At 21.5% G+C, this 17,158-nt stretch carries 10 protein-coding genes, 1 tRNA gene and 1 pseudogene; 8 read left to right on the top strand and 4 right to left on the bottom strand.

The window, feature by feature from the left end; genetic code table 11:
- Window positions 1–71: 71 nt before the first annotated feature.
- On the bottom strand, window positions 72–1,061 hold the full coding sequence (gene ygfZ / locus WEOB_RS01645; protein WP_281263810.1) for a tRNA-modifying protein YgfZ: 990 nt from the start codon (window positions 1,059–1,061) through the stop codon (window positions 72–74).
- A gap of 386 nt (window positions 1,062–1,447) precedes the next feature.
- Window positions 1,448–3,460, bottom strand: coding sequence for a transketolase (gene tkt, locus WEOB_RS01640; protein WP_281263809.1), 2,013 nt, complete (start codon window positions 3,458–3,460; stop codon window positions 1,448–1,450).
- Between the two features lie 901 nt (window positions 3,461–4,361).
- On the opposite strand from tkt, the gene WEOB_RS01635 reads away from it, so the two are divergent.
- Entirely contained in the window at window positions 4,362–5,468 is a 1,107-nt protein-coding gene (locus WEOB_RS01635; protein ID WP_281263808.1) for a D-alanine--D-alanine ligase family protein, read from the top strand.
- Window positions 5,469–5,722: 254 nt separating this feature from the next.
- Here WEOB_RS01635 and rplY read toward each other — a convergent pair whose 3' ends face one another.
- Window positions 5,723–6,007 (bottom strand): 50S ribosomal protein L25, encoded by a 285-nt coding sequence (rplY, locus tag WEOB_RS01630; protein ID WP_281263807.1) that lies wholly within the window; start codon window positions 6,005–6,007, stop codon window positions 5,723–5,725.
- Window positions 6,008–6,723: 716 nt separating this feature from the next.
- Between rplY and dnaX the strand changes: the two genes are divergently transcribed.
- The 3 genes and pseudogenes from dnaX to cysS all read left to right on the top strand — a co-directional run bounded on the left by dnaX (window position 6,724) and on the right by cysS (window position 11,205).
- On the top strand, window positions 6,724–7,851 hold the full coding sequence (gene dnaX, locus WEOB_RS01625) for a DNA polymerase III subunit gamma/tau (RefSeq protein ID WP_281263806.1): 1,128 nt from the start codon (window positions 6,724–6,726) through the stop codon (window positions 7,849–7,851).
- An 833-nt stretch (window positions 7,852–8,684) separates the two neighbouring features.
- Window positions 8,685–9,331: pseudogene (gene adk / locus WEOB_RS01620) on the top strand (adenylate kinase).
- A gap of 482 nt (window positions 9,332–9,813) precedes the next feature.
- A complete protein-coding gene (cysS, locus tag WEOB_RS01615) occupies window positions 9,814–11,205 on the top strand; it encodes a cysteine--tRNA ligase (protein ID WP_281263805.1) in 1,392 nt (463 codons plus the stop codon).
- Between the two features lie 212 nt (window positions 11,206–11,417).
- Here cysS and folD read toward each other — a convergent pair whose 3' ends face one another.
- Window positions 11,418–12,266 carry a bifunctional methylenetetrahydrofolate dehydrogenase/methenyltetrahydrofolate cyclohydrolase FolD gene (folD, locus tag WEOB_RS01610; RefSeq protein WP_281263804.1) on the bottom strand — a complete coding sequence of 283 codons (849 nt, stop codon included), beginning with the start codon at window positions 12,264–12,266 and terminating at the stop codon, window positions 11,418–11,420.
- A 168-nt stretch (window positions 12,267–12,434) separates the two neighbouring features.
- Here folD and WEOB_RS01605 point away from each other — a divergent pair.
- From WEOB_RS01605 to tadA, 4 genes are all read left to right on the top strand, one after another.
- Window positions 12,435–12,507: transfer RNA gene (locus WEOB_RS01605), tRNA-Arg, on the top strand.
- 431 nt (window positions 12,508–12,938) lie between these two features.
- Window positions 12,939–13,652, top strand: a complete 714-nt coding sequence (gene fre, locus WEOB_RS01600) for an NAD(P)H-flavin reductase (RefSeq protein ID WP_281263803.1) — start codon at window positions 12,939–12,941, stop codon at window positions 13,650–13,652.
- Window positions 13,653–14,710: 1,058 nt separating this feature from the next.
- Window positions 14,711–15,625, top strand: a complete 915-nt coding sequence (locus tag WEOB_RS01595) for a 5'-3' exonuclease (RefSeq protein WP_281263802.1) — start codon at window positions 14,711–14,713, stop codon at window positions 15,623–15,625.
- A gap of 691 nt (window positions 15,626–16,316) precedes the next feature.
- Entirely contained in the window at window positions 16,317–16,805 is a 489-nt protein-coding gene (gene tadA, locus WEOB_RS01590) for a tRNA adenosine(34) deaminase TadA (RefSeq protein WP_281263801.1), read from the top strand.
- Window positions 16,806–17,158: the final 353 nt, after the last annotated feature.

The following is a 17,158-nucleotide window of genomic DNA, read 5'->3' as shown; positions in this document are numbered from 1 at the left end:
ATACATATTTTTACATGTTTATTTAATGTGAAATTTGTATAAGATGTTTTTATATTTTCTTTATTTTTACGTTAAAGAAATTTTTTATAATAAAGGTTTTTTATAGATAAAATTGTATTGTTATTTTTTGCACGGATTTTTTTATGCGATGTTAATTTGTTATTTAATACTGCTTGTATCCATATAATATTATTCAACATTTTACAAGAAGTTAGTATTGTTCCTATAAAATACCAGTCATTTTCTATTTTTACTTCTAATGTATCTCCTGGATGTGGAATATTTGTTCCCTCCCCTGATAAAAAATATAAGGAGTATTTTTTTATTTTTTGATATTGATATTTTGTTATTATTTCTTGTCCCATATAACATCCTTTATTAAAATCAACACCTTTCAATATTTGTAAATTGATATCTTGCGGAAGATATTTGTTTTGCGAAACTGTGTCTATAATTGGATATCCTGCTTCTATTTCTAACGATAACCATTGTTTACTATTATTAAATTTTGCAAAATTTTTCCAACGGTGTTTTAGCATGTTAGATGTTTGAATTGAAGTAATGAATAAAAATCTTGGAATAGGAAAATTAAAATATAGCAGTGTATAATCTGGATTTTGCATAACAGGTTGTAATGTTTTGAATTTATTAAGAAGTGTTGATATTATTTTTTTTGTGTTATGTCCGGATACACCAAATAATACAATATCGTTATGAGCAGTTATAGTAATTTTAGAGAATATTGCATATTTTTTTAATATTTTCATCTGATTATGATATATACTTTTTCTCACAATGTAAGCTAAGGATTTTTCTTTTTTGTAATAAAATATGTAAACGCTACTTAAAATCTTTCCTTTTTCATTGCAGTGTCCAGAAAAACTAAATTGGTTTTTTTTTAGAAAAAATAAATTGCAAGTTAATTGTCCTTGTAAATATTGTATATTGTCAGTTCCTTTAATTGTAATTAGTTTCCAATCTTTTAATGATATTATAGTAAAAGGTAATTTTTTAGAAGAAACAGGAAAAGAAGATAATTTACATAATGTTGTGCGATTCATTTAATATTTCCATATTAAAATTTATAGAAGATATTTAAATTTTAATTTTATATTAGTAATAATATTGTTAGAATTTGGTGTAATTTTTTTTAGGTGTTATATAGTGAAGATTTTTGATATATTGATAACATTTAATAAATTTATTGTAACATTGAAAGTTATCTTTTTTAACAAAAATTATATATTTAAATTTAAAAATGATATTTTAAGAATAATTTTTAATTATTTTTATAATTGTATTTTAAATTTTATACAAATTTTTATGTTCATAAAAAATGCAATATATATTATGTTTAATTTCAAATAATATTATTTGAATAAAAATTATACTTTAAAAAAATAATTTATATTAATTAAATCTTTGGTTGTATAAATATACGCGTTATTTAATTAATATGATGTTTTTTTATTAATTCGTATGATTTATTTAGTACATTTTCAAGAGTGAAATTGAAGAATGTGAATAATTTTTCTGCTGGTGCGGATTCTCCAAATGTGTTTATTCCTATGATATATCCGTTTAATCCTATGTACTTATACCAATACTCTGTATGTCCCGCTTCAATTACTAAACGAGCGGTAATTTTTTTTGGTAATACCGATTCTTTATATTTTTTATCTTGTATATCGAAAATATTAGTAGATGGTAATGATACAACTCGAATTTTATATTTTTCATTTGTTAATATTTCATAAGCTTTAATTGCTAATTCTATTTCAGAACCGGTGGATATAATAATTAGGTCTAATTCATTGTTTTTATAATCTCCTTTTATAATATACCCCCCTTTATAAATATTCATTATTTGTTTTTTTGTTCGATGGTGTTGTTTTAAATTTTGTCTAGATAATATAAGCGCAGTTGGTCCTTGATGTTCAATGGCATTTTTCCAAGCTATAGCTGTTTCTATTTGATCGCATGGTCTCCAAACATTCATGTGTGGAATCATTCTTATATTTGATAATTGTTCTATTGGTTGATGGGTTGGCCCATCTTCTCCTAATCCAATAGAATCATGTGTATAAATCATAATATGTTTTGATTTCATTAATGCTGCCATTCTAATTGCGTTACGAGCATATTCTGTAAATATTAAGAAGGTTGCTGTGTAAGGTAAAAATCCTCCGTAATTTGCTATCCCATTTCCAATGGCTGTCATTCCGAATTCTCTTACACCATAGTGAATATAATTCCCAGAAAAATTTTTGTTTATTGGTTTGTATTCTGACCAAATGGTGAGATTACTAGGGGCTAAATCTGCTGAACCACCTAAAATTTCCGGAAGCATTGGAAAAAATTTATTCAATATGTTATTGGAAGCTTGACGGGTGGAAATATGTTTTTGATTTTCTTTTAACTTTTCTATGATAGCTGTACTATTTTTTTTCCATTGTTTTGGAAGTTGGTTTGTTGTTCTTCTTATTAGTTCTTTTGCTAATTTTGGATGATTTTTTTTATAAAAATCAAATTTTTTTTTCCAATCATCTTCTTTTTTTTGTCCTTCTTTTTTAGCATTCCAATTTTTATAGATATTTTCCGGTATAATAAATGGTGGAAAATTCCATTCTAGTTGTTTTCTTGTATTAAGAATTTCTTCCTTTCCTAAAGGAGCTCCATGAGCGTGATGTGTACCAGATTTATTTGGTGATCCATACGCGATAGTAGTTTTGCATATTAATAGGGATGGTTTTTCTTTAATAGATCGGGATTCTTCTATTGCTTGTTTAATTGAATAACTATTATGTCCGTCAACATTTTTTATAACATGCCAACCATAGGAACTAAATCGTAAGGCGGTATCATCTGTGAACCAATTTTTTACTTTTCCATCAATGGAAATTCCGTTGTCATCATAAAAAATTAGTAATTTTCCTAATTTTAATGTTCCTGCTAAAGAACATACTTCATGAGAGATGCCTTCCATCATGCATCCGTCCCCAGCAAATACATAAGTATAATGATTTATTATTTCATTATTTGGTTTATTAAATTGTGTTGCTAGTATTTTTTCTGCAATCGCAAATCCTACTGCATTAGCTAGACCTTGTCCCAAAGGACCAGTAGTAGTTTCAATACCTTCTGTTTGTTTATATTCAGGATGTCCTGGGGTTTTAGAATGTAATTGTCTAAATTTTTTTAGTTCTTCTATTGAAATATTATATCCTGTTAAATGTAATATGCTGTATATCAACATAGATGCATGTCCATTGGAAAGTACAAAACGATCTCGATTTATCCACTTAGGATTGTTTGGGTTATGATTCATGTAATCTCTCCATAGGACTTCAGCTATGTCAGCCATTCCCATAGGAGCACCTGGGTGCCCTGAGTTGGCGTATTGAATGGAATCTATAGATAAAAATCGAATAGCATTAGCGAGGTTTTTTCTTGATTGCATATAAATCTCCTAAATTTTTATTTTTAGATGAATTTACAATTATAAAAAAATATTTATCTTAGTATTAATATGATGAATTGTTAATAATTAATTTGTAAATTTGATATTAAAATTTCTTTGTATATATTTCTAATTCCAATTAGATATTTTATGTAATTTTATTATATTTTTCTCATTATGTCTTTTTTTTATAAAAATTGTGTTTTTATGAAAAACTGTGAATAATTTTATAATTTTAAATATTTTATTATATTTTTCAATATAATGATATTTATTTCATGATTCTTTCATAGAAAGATAAATATTGTCAATAGAAAGTATTAAATTTATGGTAATAATTTTTAGTTTTTGTTTACATTAGTCTAATATAATTATATCTTATTTTATATTAAGTTTTTATTAGTTTTTATTTTTGATAAAATTTTAATAAAGATTAAGTGATTTTCGAATTTTCTTTTTGATGTGTTTTGTATAATATATAAAATTTCGAAAATCTATTTTAAAGATGTGTGAAATTTTGTGTAGAGCGTTGGAATAAAAATTAGATTATTTATTTTTTATAAGTGTCAAAATGTATTTTGATAATTTTGTGAATAAATATTTCGTAATTTTTAATTGTAATATAAAATTATTGTATTTTAAATTATGTAAATAATATTAGGAAATTTTTAAAGAATCAATGAATTATTTTTTATGTTTTGTTAATTTAGCTAAATAATAAATTTGTACTTTTAATTTAATAAATTTTATGTTTTATTAAAATAATGCCTTTTATTGAGATTAAATTAATTAAATTATAAATTATAGAAATGAAATTTATTATAATTTTTAATATTTGAGTGTGTGTTTTTGTTTTTAATAATCAGCAACAAAATTATATTGAAATTCTATATTTGATAATATGCGTAAAATATGTGTAGGTATACTTTTTGGGGGTTGTTCAGCAGAATATTGTGTTTCTATTAATTCTGCGAAAGGTATTGTTGGTGCTATTAACAAAAATATATTTAAGGTTGTTTTGTTTGGAATTAATAGATATGGAACATGGTATGTTTTAAATTCTATCGACGAATTTGTTTATAAAAATAATTTCGAAAATAACAATATTTTTCACTTTGACAATATACAAAAGGGGGTTGTTTTATTTCCTGGTTTTCCAAGGAAATTTATGAAAATTAATGATATAGTTTGTTTTTATCAATTAGATATTGTTTTTCCAGTAACGCATGGAATGTTAGGAGAAGATGGAACTTTACAAGGATTTTTACAAATTTTAGGTGTTCCTTATGTTGGTTCTGGGGTTTTAAGTTCTGCTATATGTATGAATAAAAATATGACAAAATGTTTTTTACGAGATATTGGTTTGATGGTTTCACCTTCTTTTTCTTTATCTTATTCGGAATTAAATAATATTTCATTTGATAGTGTTGTTAAGCGTATTGGATTACCGTTTTTGGTTAAGCCTGTTAATCAAGGATCTTCTTTAGGAATATCAAAAGTTATTAGTCAAAATAATTTTTATCAATCTCTTGTTAATGCGTTTAATTTTGACTCTGAAATTTTGTTAGAACGTTTTATTCATGGAATGGAGATAACATGTGCTGTTTTGGGAAATAAGAATAATTTATGTATTAGTTTTTGTGGAGAAATAGTTTTGTTATCTGATGATTTTTATTCATATAATATAAAATATATTGATAATAAAAATGTTAAAATAATAATTCCAGCAAGAATTAACGATAATATTAATAATAGAATACAGGATATTTGTGAAAAAATTTTTTTGAGTTTAAATTTTTATGAAATGATTAGAGTGGATTTATTTTTAACTGCGGATGAAGAAATAGTTATTAACGAAATTAATACATTACCTGGTTTTTCTGCAGATAGTTTATATCCAAAATTGTGGAAAAAAAGTAATTTAAGTTATACTGATCTTATTACACGTGTAATTAAATTAGCGTTGGAACGATTTTATGGAAGAGATAGTAAAAAATTTAGTTTTTAATATTAAATATTTATTAAGAAAGTGAAAATTTATATTGATGTATAAAAAGATATTTTTTAGAATTTAATTTGATATTTTTAATTTTTATATTGATTAATTGAAAATAAAAAATTTTATATTTTGATATATATAGAAAATTAAGGTAATATTCCACAGGGTGTTTAATGTTGAGTTTATAAATAGTTACTGAAATGTATTAAATAAACGTTTTAAGATCAAAAATGATTTTAAAGTAAAAAAAATTGTTTTTGTGTTTAAATTCGAATAAAATCAATGTGTATTAGTTTTTTTTGAAATGGATGATGTTGTACTTTTTGAATTTTTACTAATATTTCATTTTTTCCAATAAGTATTTTAAGGGGTTTTTCAGAATATTCGTTTTTACTTTGCATGTTTGTAACATCATTATAGTTTAGTATAATTGAAATTTGTATGTTATTTTTTCCGTAAATAATAGCTGGAATATTATTCTTAATTCGAAGTTTACGACTTTCTTTTGTCCCATTTTTTGTTTTTATCTTTGCATGAATTGTTAGCATAATTATATAGTTTCATTAGTTATAAAGAATAGTTTATCTTATAAATTTTTATATGGAAAAATTATATTATTGCTATTTTTTTGATTTGTGTAAAGTAAAATTTTATTTATAAATATATAGAATTATTTGGTTTATTAGTTTAAATTTATTTAAGATTCTATTTTTTGATAGTAAAAGTAGATTTTTGATATTGTGAAAAATTTAGCAGGTTTTTAATTTGATTTAGTTAAAATTATAGGTATTTGTTTATTAAATTTTATATATTTAAAGCTGATATTATAATAAGTTCTAAATAAAATATTTTGAGCTTATTTTTTATTTTTATATAATATTAGTATAATTTACATATTTTTTTAATAATTTTGTTATATGAATCTCAATTATATTAGTAAATTTAATAATATTAGTTTATTTTATGATATCATTTTAATTTAAATTTATTAAGATTTGAGTAATAAAATTATTAGTATTATTTAATTAAATATTTTATTAATTTATTTTGTTTGGAATAAAATTGAGTTTATTGGATATATAAAGTATACAAGTTTTATTTTGTATGTTAAGGAATTAATTTTTATTAATAAATTAATATAATATTTAGGATAATTTGTAATATATGTATGTATAAATTATTTTAAAATATTAATTGAATAATTTTTAAAAAATTTTGTAGGTTAATTTTATTATTTATAAGATTATTATTGGGAATTAATAAAATGGTTTATCAAGCTCTTGCTAGAAAATGGCGCCCAAAAAATTTTGATGATGTTATAGGTCAGAATCATATATTAACGGCGTTAAAAAATAGTTTTTTTCTTAAAAGAGTACATCATGCTTATTTATTTTCTGGGATGCATGGAATTGGAAAGACTAGTATTGCTCGTTTGATGGGAAAAAGTTTGAATTGTCAAAAAGGCATTAATATAACATCTTGTGGATCTTGTGATCATTGTTTGCAAATTGAACATGGTAATTTTGTTGATTTTATTGAAATTGATGCTGCTTCTCGCGCGAAAATTGAAGATATTAGAGAATTATTAGATAATGTACAATATATGCCTATTAAAGGAAGATTTAAAATTTATTTAATTGATGAAGTTCATATGTTATCCCGTTATAGTTTTAACGCATTACTTAAAATTTTAGAAGAACCTCCATCATATGTAAAATTTTTTTTAGCCACAACTGATTTACAAAAATTACCAATCACAATATTGTCTCGTTGTTTATTGTTTTATTTACAAGCTTTGTCTGTTGATCAAATTAAAAACAGGTTGGAATTTATATTATTAAAAGAAGATATTCAATTTGAATATTGTGCATTATATTCTATTTCTAGGGAATCTAGAGGTAGTATGCGCGATGCTCTTAGTTTAGCTGATCAAGCGATTGCATTAGGGAATGGTGTAATTAACGAAAATACAGTGTTTCACATGTTAGGCATAATCCATAAAGGTTATTCTTTATCTTTGTTAGAATCTTTGATTAATTTAAATGTACAAAAAATATTGAAGAAACTTGAAGAGTATTTTTTACTTGGTTTGAATTGGGATGGTTTATTAGTAGATATGATTTTTGTTTTACATAGTATTTCTCTTATTCAATTATTTTCTAAAGATTGTATTAATAAAGAAGATTATGAAAAAGGTTTTTCTTTGTATCGTTTAAATAGATTGGCTTTTTGTATTAATAAAACAGATTTGCAACTTTATTATCAGATATTGTTGCGTGGGAGAAAGGATTTATTATATGCACCTAATTGTCGAATTGGTTTTGAAATGATTTTATTTAAAATAATTATTCATCGTTCTAATAAAAAGAAGAATTTTTTCTATGATAAATAGTAATTTTTTATATTTATGATATATTATTTATATAATTATTAGTGGTATTTTAATTAATGTGTTGATTTTGTATGTTTTAATAAAATTTTTATAAAACAAAAATTTCAGAATGAAGTTGGCAGTTTGACATATTTGATAAGTATTTATGTGTTATTTGTAAATTGTTAATATTTTTTGGTTTTTTATATTTTTAAATTTGTTTTAAATTATGTTTTAGATATGAATATGTATTTTATTTTAGTATATTGAAATATAAGTTATAAATTAGTGTTTCTATAAAATTTTTGTATATTTATAAAATCATAAATTTGTTTATATAAAACTTTATATGTATGTATAATATTTAAAGAGAAATTCTTATATTATGAAAATTAATAATAAATTATGGGAAAAAATGTTTTTATCTTTTAAAAAAAAAATAATAATATCAGAAAATGAAATTATTAATGATTTGTTGAAAGCTCGTTTTATTTTATTAGAATATAAAAAATGTAAAAATTTTTTTGAAAAATAAATAATGAAAGGAGATTTGTATAAATAAATTAATTATTAAAAATTTTTTGAATAAAATCTTGTATTAATTTTATTTTAGTTAGTTTTAGAAAATTAATGTTGTATTAATAAAATATTGTTCTAGAATTAATATTAAATTATATACGTTATTTTTGGTGTTTTTTAATTTAATATTGAATTATTTTGATTTATATTAAATTTTTAATATTAATAAAGTTTTTTGTTATAAAAATTTTATGTTTAGATAATCATTTGTGATTATGTTAATTTTATTTTTTATTTTTAATTAATTGAGAGTTGATTTTTATAGGAAATTTTATATGCGTATTGTTTTTTTTGGAGCTCCAGGGTCTGGAAAAGGTACTCAAGCAAAATTGGTTTCAGAAAGATATGGTATTCCGCATATTTCTAGTGGGGAAATATTGCGATTTTTATTATTAAAAGAATCCGATTTAAAAAAAAAGTTGAAATATTTTTGAATTCTGGAAAATTAATTCCAGATATATTGATGATTTCTTTGATCAAGAATAGACTTAATCAAATTGATTGTTGTAATGGTTTTTTGTTAGATGGGTTTCCTCGTACTATTTTTCAAGCTCATTCTTTAAAAAAAGAAGGTATAAAAATTGATTTTGTATTTGAGATTTTTGTTCCTGATAGTTTTATTATAAAGAGAATTGAGGGTAGAAGAATTCATATTCCTTCTGGTAGAGTTTATCATACGAAATTTAATCCTCCGAAAAATAAAGATAAAGATGATTTTACCGGAGATTCTTTAGTGTTTCGAACAGACGATATCGAAAAAATTGTAAAAAATCGTTTGATAGAATACCATAAACAAAGTATGTTGTTGAAGAATTTTTATCAAAAAGAGTCTTTTTTATACCAAAATTTAAGATTTTTTAGAATTAATGGATCTAGAAAAATATTAGAGGTTAATTCTGAATTGACTAGTATTATTGGATAAAATTGTATACACATGTATTATGATTGGATTTTTGTAAATTTTATTAATTAATTTTAATTATTGTTTTAAAGTTTTTTAAATATTGAATTTAATTTAAAATTTTTATTAAAATTGAATTATTTCTTTATTAGTGATAATAAATATGTCTTATACGAAATTAGATATTATATTAATAATATAAAGTATAAGTTTCATATAAATAGTGGTTTAGTAAATATAATATGTTAATTAGTGTAGATAGTAAATGTTGTTGTTTATTTATTGTAAAAGTTAATTTTATAATTAAGTAGTATGATTTTTATATAGTTTATCTTTAAATATTATAAGTTAAATAATGAATTATAAATTTAATTTTGTTAAATTATAAAAACAATTTTATTTTTTATTTAATTAAGTAGAATTGAAGTTTTTATAAATTATTTATTAAATAATTTATATTAATTTTATAAGTTATATTATAACAAGATGATTAAATGATTTCTATGTTAAAAATTTTTAATACATTAACAAAAAAAAAAGAGGTTTTTTCATCTATCATTCCTGGAATAGTGAATATTTATGTATGTGGTGTTACTGTGCATGATTTATGTCATATTGGTCATGCACGTACTTTTATAATTTTTGATATAATAATACGCTATTTTAATTTTAAAGGATATCGGGTAAATTATATACGAAATATTACTGATATTGAAGATAAAATTATTTATCAATCTATTAAAAATAATGAAACAATTTCTATGTTCACTAATCGAATGATTAGTGAAATGCATAAAGATTTTTCTTTGTTGCATATATTGTGTCCTAATAAAGAACCTAGAATGACTGAATATATAAATGAAATTATAAAATTTATTATGGGACTTTTGCAAAAAAAATTTGCTTATATATCTGATGATGGTGATGTTATGTTTGCAATATCAAGTTATACCAAATATGGGATGTTATCTCATCAAGATTTTACAAAATTTCATTTAAATTATTCTCGAAATATTCATAGTCAAAAAAAATATAATTTTATGGATTTTGTGTTGTGGAAAATTTCTAGATATAATGAATTTGGTTGGCCATCTCCTTGGGGTCATGGCAGACCCGGCTGGCATATCGGATGTTCTACTATGAGTATTAGTCAATTAGGTTGTCATTTTGATATACATGGAGGAGGATCAGATTTAATTTTTCCACATCATGAAAATGAAATTGCTCAATCTGTTTCTTTGTATGGTTCCCCTTATGTTAATGTTTGGATACATATTGGTTTAGTAACTATGAGAAAAAAAAAGATTTCTAAGTCTTTACAAAATTTTTTAACTTTGCGTAATATTATGAAATTTTATGATTGGGAGGTGATACGTTATTTTTTGATTTCAGCGCATTATCGAAAACCGCTGGAATATACAGAAAGTAGTTTAAATAACGCATGTATTTCGTTAAATCGCTTATATATTTCTTTGCTTGGAATGAATAAAAATGTTATACCATTAGATAATAGCAAACATTATTTAAAAAAGTTTTGTATAGCTATGAATGATGATTTTAATGTTTCTAAAGCTTTTTCTATATTATTTGATATTTCTCATCAGATTAATAAATTGAAAGTTGATGATTTTAAAAAAGCACAAGAAATGGCTGCAAGATTAAGACAATTAGCTAAAGTTTTAGGATTATTACAACAAGATCCAGAAATATTTTTAAGAAAAGAGAATATAAAAAAGATGCAGAAACATGGTAATGAAATAGAAATGTTGATTCAAGAAAGAAATAGAGCTCGTGCGTTTCAAAAATGGGGTTTAGCAGATAAAATAAGGAAAAACTTATCTGATATAGGAATTATTTTAGAAGATACGGAACATGGAACAATTTGGCGTCGTTAATAAAATTTTAATTTTATTTTTTTATATAATTTAAATGTGTAAATTTTATGTTGTATTGTAATAGTTGTTTAAATAGTAAATGTGTGGATATATGTTAATTATGTGTTTAATTTTTGTATTTGAATTGTTTTTACATTTTGTATAATAACATGGTGTATAAAAGTAAATTTATTTATGTTTAAAAAACCTTATCATATAAAATAAAAATTTTATTATTCGTTATGTTTTTCATATGCCAGTAAAGTATTTTGAATTAATGTAGTTACGGTCATTGGGCCTACACCCCCAGGTACTGGGGTAATATATGATGCTCTTTTTATAGCGTTTTTGTATTCCACATCTCCTACTATTTTTCCGTTTGTTAAATGGTTTATTCCTACGTCTATGACAATTGATCCAATTTTTATCCAATTTCCAGGAATAAATTTTGCTTTTCCAATAGCTACTATGAGTAGTTCAGCTTCTTTGACATATTTTTGTAAATTTTTTGTTGATTCATGTGTTATTGTGACTGTACAACCTTGTAAGAGTAATTCCATAATCATGGGTTTTCCGACAATATTAGATTTTCCTATTACAACAGAATATAGTTTAGATATATCGATGTTGTACATTTTTAATAATGTAATAATTCCTTTTGAAGTACATGGTCGTAATATTGGAAGAGATTGGCATAATTTTCCAATGTTATATGGATGTAATCCGTCAACATCTTTATCTGGTTGTATTTTGTTAAATATATTTTCATAATTAATATTTTTTGGAAGTGGTAGTTGTATTAAAATTCCATCTATGCGTTTGTCATTATTTAGTTTTTCAATAAAAATAAGTAATTTTTTTTCAGAAATAGAAGAAGGAAAATTATAAAAAAATGATAAAATTCCAATTTCTTTGCAAGCTTTTTTTTTATTAGAAACATATAATGTTGAAATAGGGTTGTTTCCTATTAGAATCATAGCAAGCCCTGGCGTACGTTTTTTTTTATTTTTTTGTATTTTTTTTATGATTTTTTTTCTAATTATTTTAGAAATAAGTTTACCATCAATAATTTTTGCTATCATTGCTAAAAGTATTAGTAGTATAATATAAAATGTTTGTTTATGAAATTTATAAAGTGTGTAAATAATAATATTTTTTGAACAAAATTTCAATATTTTATAAAGGTTTATATTTTGTTGATTTTGATTAATTTTAGATTATGTATTATGTGTTATTTTAATGTATTTTGTGCGTCCTTAGCTTAGTGGATAAAGCAACGACCTTCTAAGTCGTAGATCATAGGTTCGAGTCCTATAGGACGCGTGAATTTTAAAATAGAATTTTGGTTTGTCAGATATAATTAGTTTATATTTTATATATTTATTAATATATAAAATTAATTAGTTTAAAGTATATTGAAATATTTGTTGTGTGCTTATATTTTTTAAATTCAGTGTATTTTATTATGTATTTTATAAAGTTAATTTTTTGTAAATACAGAGTTTATTATTTAAATTTTAAAATATATGAAATTTTTATTTAAATGAAATTTAAGTTTGTAATTATTATTTTGTGAAGTTTGTGATAAATTTGTTGAAATATGTATTTATTTTATATAAATGAAATTTCAGATTTTATTTTTAAAATGTAAGATTTTATTTATATAAATTTTATTTTATATAATTTTAAAAAATATTGATTAAGTTTTAATTGTAAATTTTAAATAGAATTTTTTGAAAATTAGAGAATATTTAATGAGATTTTTTTGCAAGTTGTTTTCTATAGATATTGTTGCAAATAATATTTATAAAATTAGATTAATTCCAGAAAAAATTTTGCATTTTTTTGCTGGACAATATTTGTTTATTATAATGAATAAAGAGAGTATTCGTCCTTTTTCTTTAGCTTCAATTCCTATGGAGCATAGATTTATTGAATTACATATGAAATCTTTTAAAAAAAATGATAAATATGTTATTAGAGTAATACAACATATTCGTTCTGGTCGTGATATTTTGATAGACGCGCCAAACGGAAAGGCATGGTTGCGCTATAATACTAATAGACCAATTATCCTAATTGCTGGAGGAATTGGTTTTTCTTATGTTCATTCTATTTTATTGACAGTATTAAAATATCAGCCTAATAGAAAAATTATAATATATTGGGGTGTAAAAAAGTGGTATCACTTATATAACTTAAAAGAATTAAAGAAACTTGTTTTAATAAATTCTCAGTTATTTTTTATTCCAGTTGTAAAAACTTTTGATGAGTATTGGAAAGGTCGATTTGGTAATTTGTTAAATATAATAATACAAGATTTTCATACACTAAATCCTTATGATATTTATATTTCTGGAAAATTTGAAATTGCAATGTCTGCTCGTTATCGTTTTTGTAATGAGAGAGATGCTAAAGAGGATCGTATATTTAGCGATGCTTTTTCTTTTTATGAATTGAATTACTAAATTTTATAGTAGCTAATATTAAATTTGAATATAGTTAAATAAAATGTTTTTAAATCTTTTGAATAGAAATTTTATATTTTTTTATTTAAAATAAATATTTGTTGATTGAAATTGTATATTTTTTTAATTTATGATATTGTAATTAAATGATTTATAGTTTTTATTTTATTTATGTTTAATTTTTGAGTTGTATTTTATTTTGTACATAATGTTAAAGGTCTATAATGTTTGTTATGAATATATTTTTTGTAATTGTTGTGAATTTTTTATGAAGAAATAAATATTTTTCATAGTTTTATTAATTCGAAATTTTATTTTAGCATCGTACTTTTATTATTTTAATTTAAATTAATTTACTTATTTATAATGAATTAAATATTTTATATAAAATAAATACAAAAATTTTGTGTTAGTTTTTTAATTTTTTAAATGAAAAATTAATTAGAATTTAATTTGAATGGATAAATTTTGATATGAAAGAAAGATAAATAAATTTATTTTAAAATTAATATGTAAAATATTTTTTATTTTTTTTGATAATAAAACTAAATTGAAATGTTTTTGTTAGATTAAAATTAATATTGAATTATTAATTTTGTTAAAGTAGGTATTTTATTTCGTAGTTATAATAATTATATATTGAACATTATTATGTATTCATTAATTTTAAAATTACAAAATATGTGTAAATATAATGAATAATTTATGTTATTTTATAATGAGTTTAATTTGTTAAATTATAAAATTTTTATTTTTAAGAATAAGCAATTATTTAATAATTATTTGTAATATTTAAAATTTGTTATTTTAGTGATTTTATATTTATTTTTGAAGAAATATATTTGCTTAAGATGATTAAGAACATGAATTTATTTATTGTTATAAATAATGATTTTTAATTAGATAATTTTTTATTTAATAAAATAATCTCTGTTTTGTATAAATATGAATTATGTATTTATTATTTTATGTTTAATAAAATAAATTGTATTTAATGGTATTTTTTAATTCGATGTTTAATGTTAATAAAGTTGTTTTTATGAAAATTGGATTGTGTTTTGATTGATTCTTTATCATATCCATTTATTATAATAGATGGAACTTCTTATTTGTATCGAGCTTATTATGCTTTTCCATTTTTAAAAAATGTTTCTGGGGAGCCTACTGGAGCAATATATTGTGTATTAAATATGCTATCTAGTTTATTATCTCGATATAACCCTAGTCATGTAGCTGTTGTATTTGATTACGGAAGGGTGAATTTTAGGAATAAATTGTTTAAATATTATAAAATTCATCGTCCTTTTATGCCTGAAGATTTATATAAACAAATTATTCCTTTACAAACTATTATTAAAGCCATGGGGTTGCGTATATTAGTGGTGTCTGGTGTGGAAGCTGATGATACTATTGGGACTTTGACATTATTACGAAAAAACCATGTTCGTGTGTTAATTAGCACTTGCGACAAAGATATAGCGCAATTAGTATCAGAAGAAGTTTTTTTATTTAATTTAATTTCAAAAACTGTTTTTGGTTCAACGGAAATATTTGTTAAATTTGGTGTTTTTCCAAATTGTTTTGTTGATTATTTGGCGTTAGTAGGGGATTATTCTGATAATATACCAGGTATTCCTGGAATTGGAAAAAAAATTGCTAAAATTTTGTTATGTAATTTTGGTAATTTGAAAAATATTTATAAAAATTTAGAAAAAATTTATTTTTTAAATATACGTAATTCTAAATCAATAATTTTAACATTAAAAAAAAATTATAATGTTGCTCTACTTTCTTATCAATTAGCTAAAATAAAAACTGATGTTGCAATAAATGTTTCTTATGAAAATTTAATAGTTGATAAACCCAAGTTTGATATTCTTTATTCTTTATTTCAAAAATATGAGTTTAAAAATTGGTTAAATGTTTTAAAAAATAAAAAATGGCCATGGAAATTTTATAATAAAATGTCATAATGATGAATATGATAATAAAAATAATTTTAATTGAATAATGGGTTTTTGTATTTTATAACAAAATATTTGTATTATGTTTTGGAATCTAAATAATAATATATTTATATAGTTTAATTAGAAATTAGTATTTTGTTGTTAAAATGAAATTTGTAAGTATAAATTTACTATTTTTATTTACATAAATATTATATTTTGCATTTTTTAAATAGATATATATGGTGATTAATCTAAATAAAATAATAAAAAGCAATTATATATTATATATAAGTTTATTTGAAGGAAAGCAAGTAAAAATTTTCAAAAAAATTATATATTATTTATTTATATAATAATATTTACATAAAATAATTTTGTTAATCGATGTTTTAGCTTATTTATTATATACTATTGTTTGATTTTGATAGAAAATTTTATATTAATACGATATTTTGATTGCATGAAATATTATTTTGGTAATTTTAAAGTAATGTATTGTAGTTTATTTTAATATATAAGCTTAAATTCATGTAGTAAAATAATTTAGAAAAATATTCAGGAATAAGAATTTAATATAGAATTATTTAGTATCTATACTATAGATGTGTGTAATGTAAATAAAAATTATTTTATTTCAAATGTAAAAATTAAATTACAGAGAAGTAAAATTTTAAAAAATAATTTTGTTTTGTAAATTTATATTAATAGTATGAAAATGAATATTCTTTGTAGTGATGAATTTTGGATGTATCGTGCTATTAGATTAGCTTATTATGCTGAATACGAAGGGGAAGTTCCTGTTGGTTCTATAATTACTTTAAATAATGAAGTTATTGGTGAAGGATGGAATTGTTCTATTAAAAATTCTGATCCTTCTTCTCATGCTGAAATTGTTTCTTTAAGACAAGGGGGAAAGTATATTAATAATTATCGTTTGTTGCAAACTACTATGTATGTTACTTTAGAGCCATGCATAATGTGCATGGGTGCTATTATACATGCAAGAGTTGAACGTTTAGTATTTGGGGCAGAAAATAGTAAAAAAAATGGAGTAGTGAAAATTTTATTAAGTTTATCAAATATTTTAGAAATAAATCATAATATTAATATTACTTCAGGTGTTTTGGAAAAATTGTGTTCGTTGCAATTAAAAAATTTTTTTAGACAAATTAGATGTAAAATAAAGACAATATTTTATTGGTAGAAATTATAAATATTTTATTTTAATATTTAAATATAAAATATTGTAGCATTACAATAAAAAGTTTTTGTATTATATTGTTTAAAAATTTTTCATTTTGTAAATTTTTCAAATAATATATTGTTTGTTAAAATTTTTAAATATTTAATTGTATTAAAGATTTTGTTAATAAAATTTATGGATATAAAAAATCGTGTTTGTGTTCTTATTATGATAAGAATTTTTATAAATTAATATTTTAAAGAATTTATTGTTGAAAGTTTATGTAATTTTTAAAAAATTTTGCAATTTTATTTTGTATTTCATATTGTGTTATTTAATTTTATAAATAATTAGAGTGGAATTTATTTAGAATA

Origin of the sequence: Candidatus Westeberhardia cardiocondylae (genome assembly GCA_001242845.1) — a bacterium.
Taxonomy (GTDB): Bacteria; Pseudomonadota; Gammaproteobacteria; order Enterobacterales; family Enterobacteriaceae; genus Westeberhardia; species Westeberhardia cardiocondylae.
Note: the sequence above shows the minus strand (reverse complement) of the source record. Positions and strands in the feature narration are given on the sequence as shown.

Coding starts and splice junctions, on each gene's coding strand:
- ygfZ (WP_281263810.1), bottom strand. CDS start 1,061: ATGAATCGCACAACATTATGTAAATTATCTTCTTTTCCTGTTTCTTCT.
- tkt (WP_281263809.1), bottom strand. CDS start 3,460: ATGCAATCAAGAAAAAACCTCGCTAATGCTATTCGATTTTTATCTATA.
- WEOB_RS01635 (WP_281263808.1), top strand. CDS start 4,362: ATGCGTAAAATATGTGTAGGTATACTTTTTGGGGGTTGTTCAGCAGAA.
- rplY (WP_281263807.1), bottom strand. CDS start 6,007: ATGCTAACAATTCATGCAAAGATAAAAACAAAAAATGGGACAAAAGAA.
- dnaX (WP_281263806.1), top strand. CDS start 6,724: ATGGTTTATCAAGCTCTTGCTAGAAAATGGCGCCCAAAAAATTTTGAT.
- cysS (WP_281263805.1), top strand. CDS start 9,814: ATGTTAAAAATTTTTAATACATTAACAAAAAAAAAAGAGGTTTTTTCA.
- folD (WP_281263804.1), bottom strand. CDS start 12,266: ATGATAGCAAAAATTATTGATGGTAAACTTATTTCTAAAATAATTAGA.
- fre (WP_281263803.1), top strand. CDS start 12,939: ATGAGATTTTTTTGCAAGTTGTTTTCTATAGATATTGTTGCAAATAAT.
- tadA (WP_281263801.1), top strand. CDS start 16,317: ATGAATATTCTTTGTAGTGATGAATTTTGGATGTATCGTGCTATTAGA.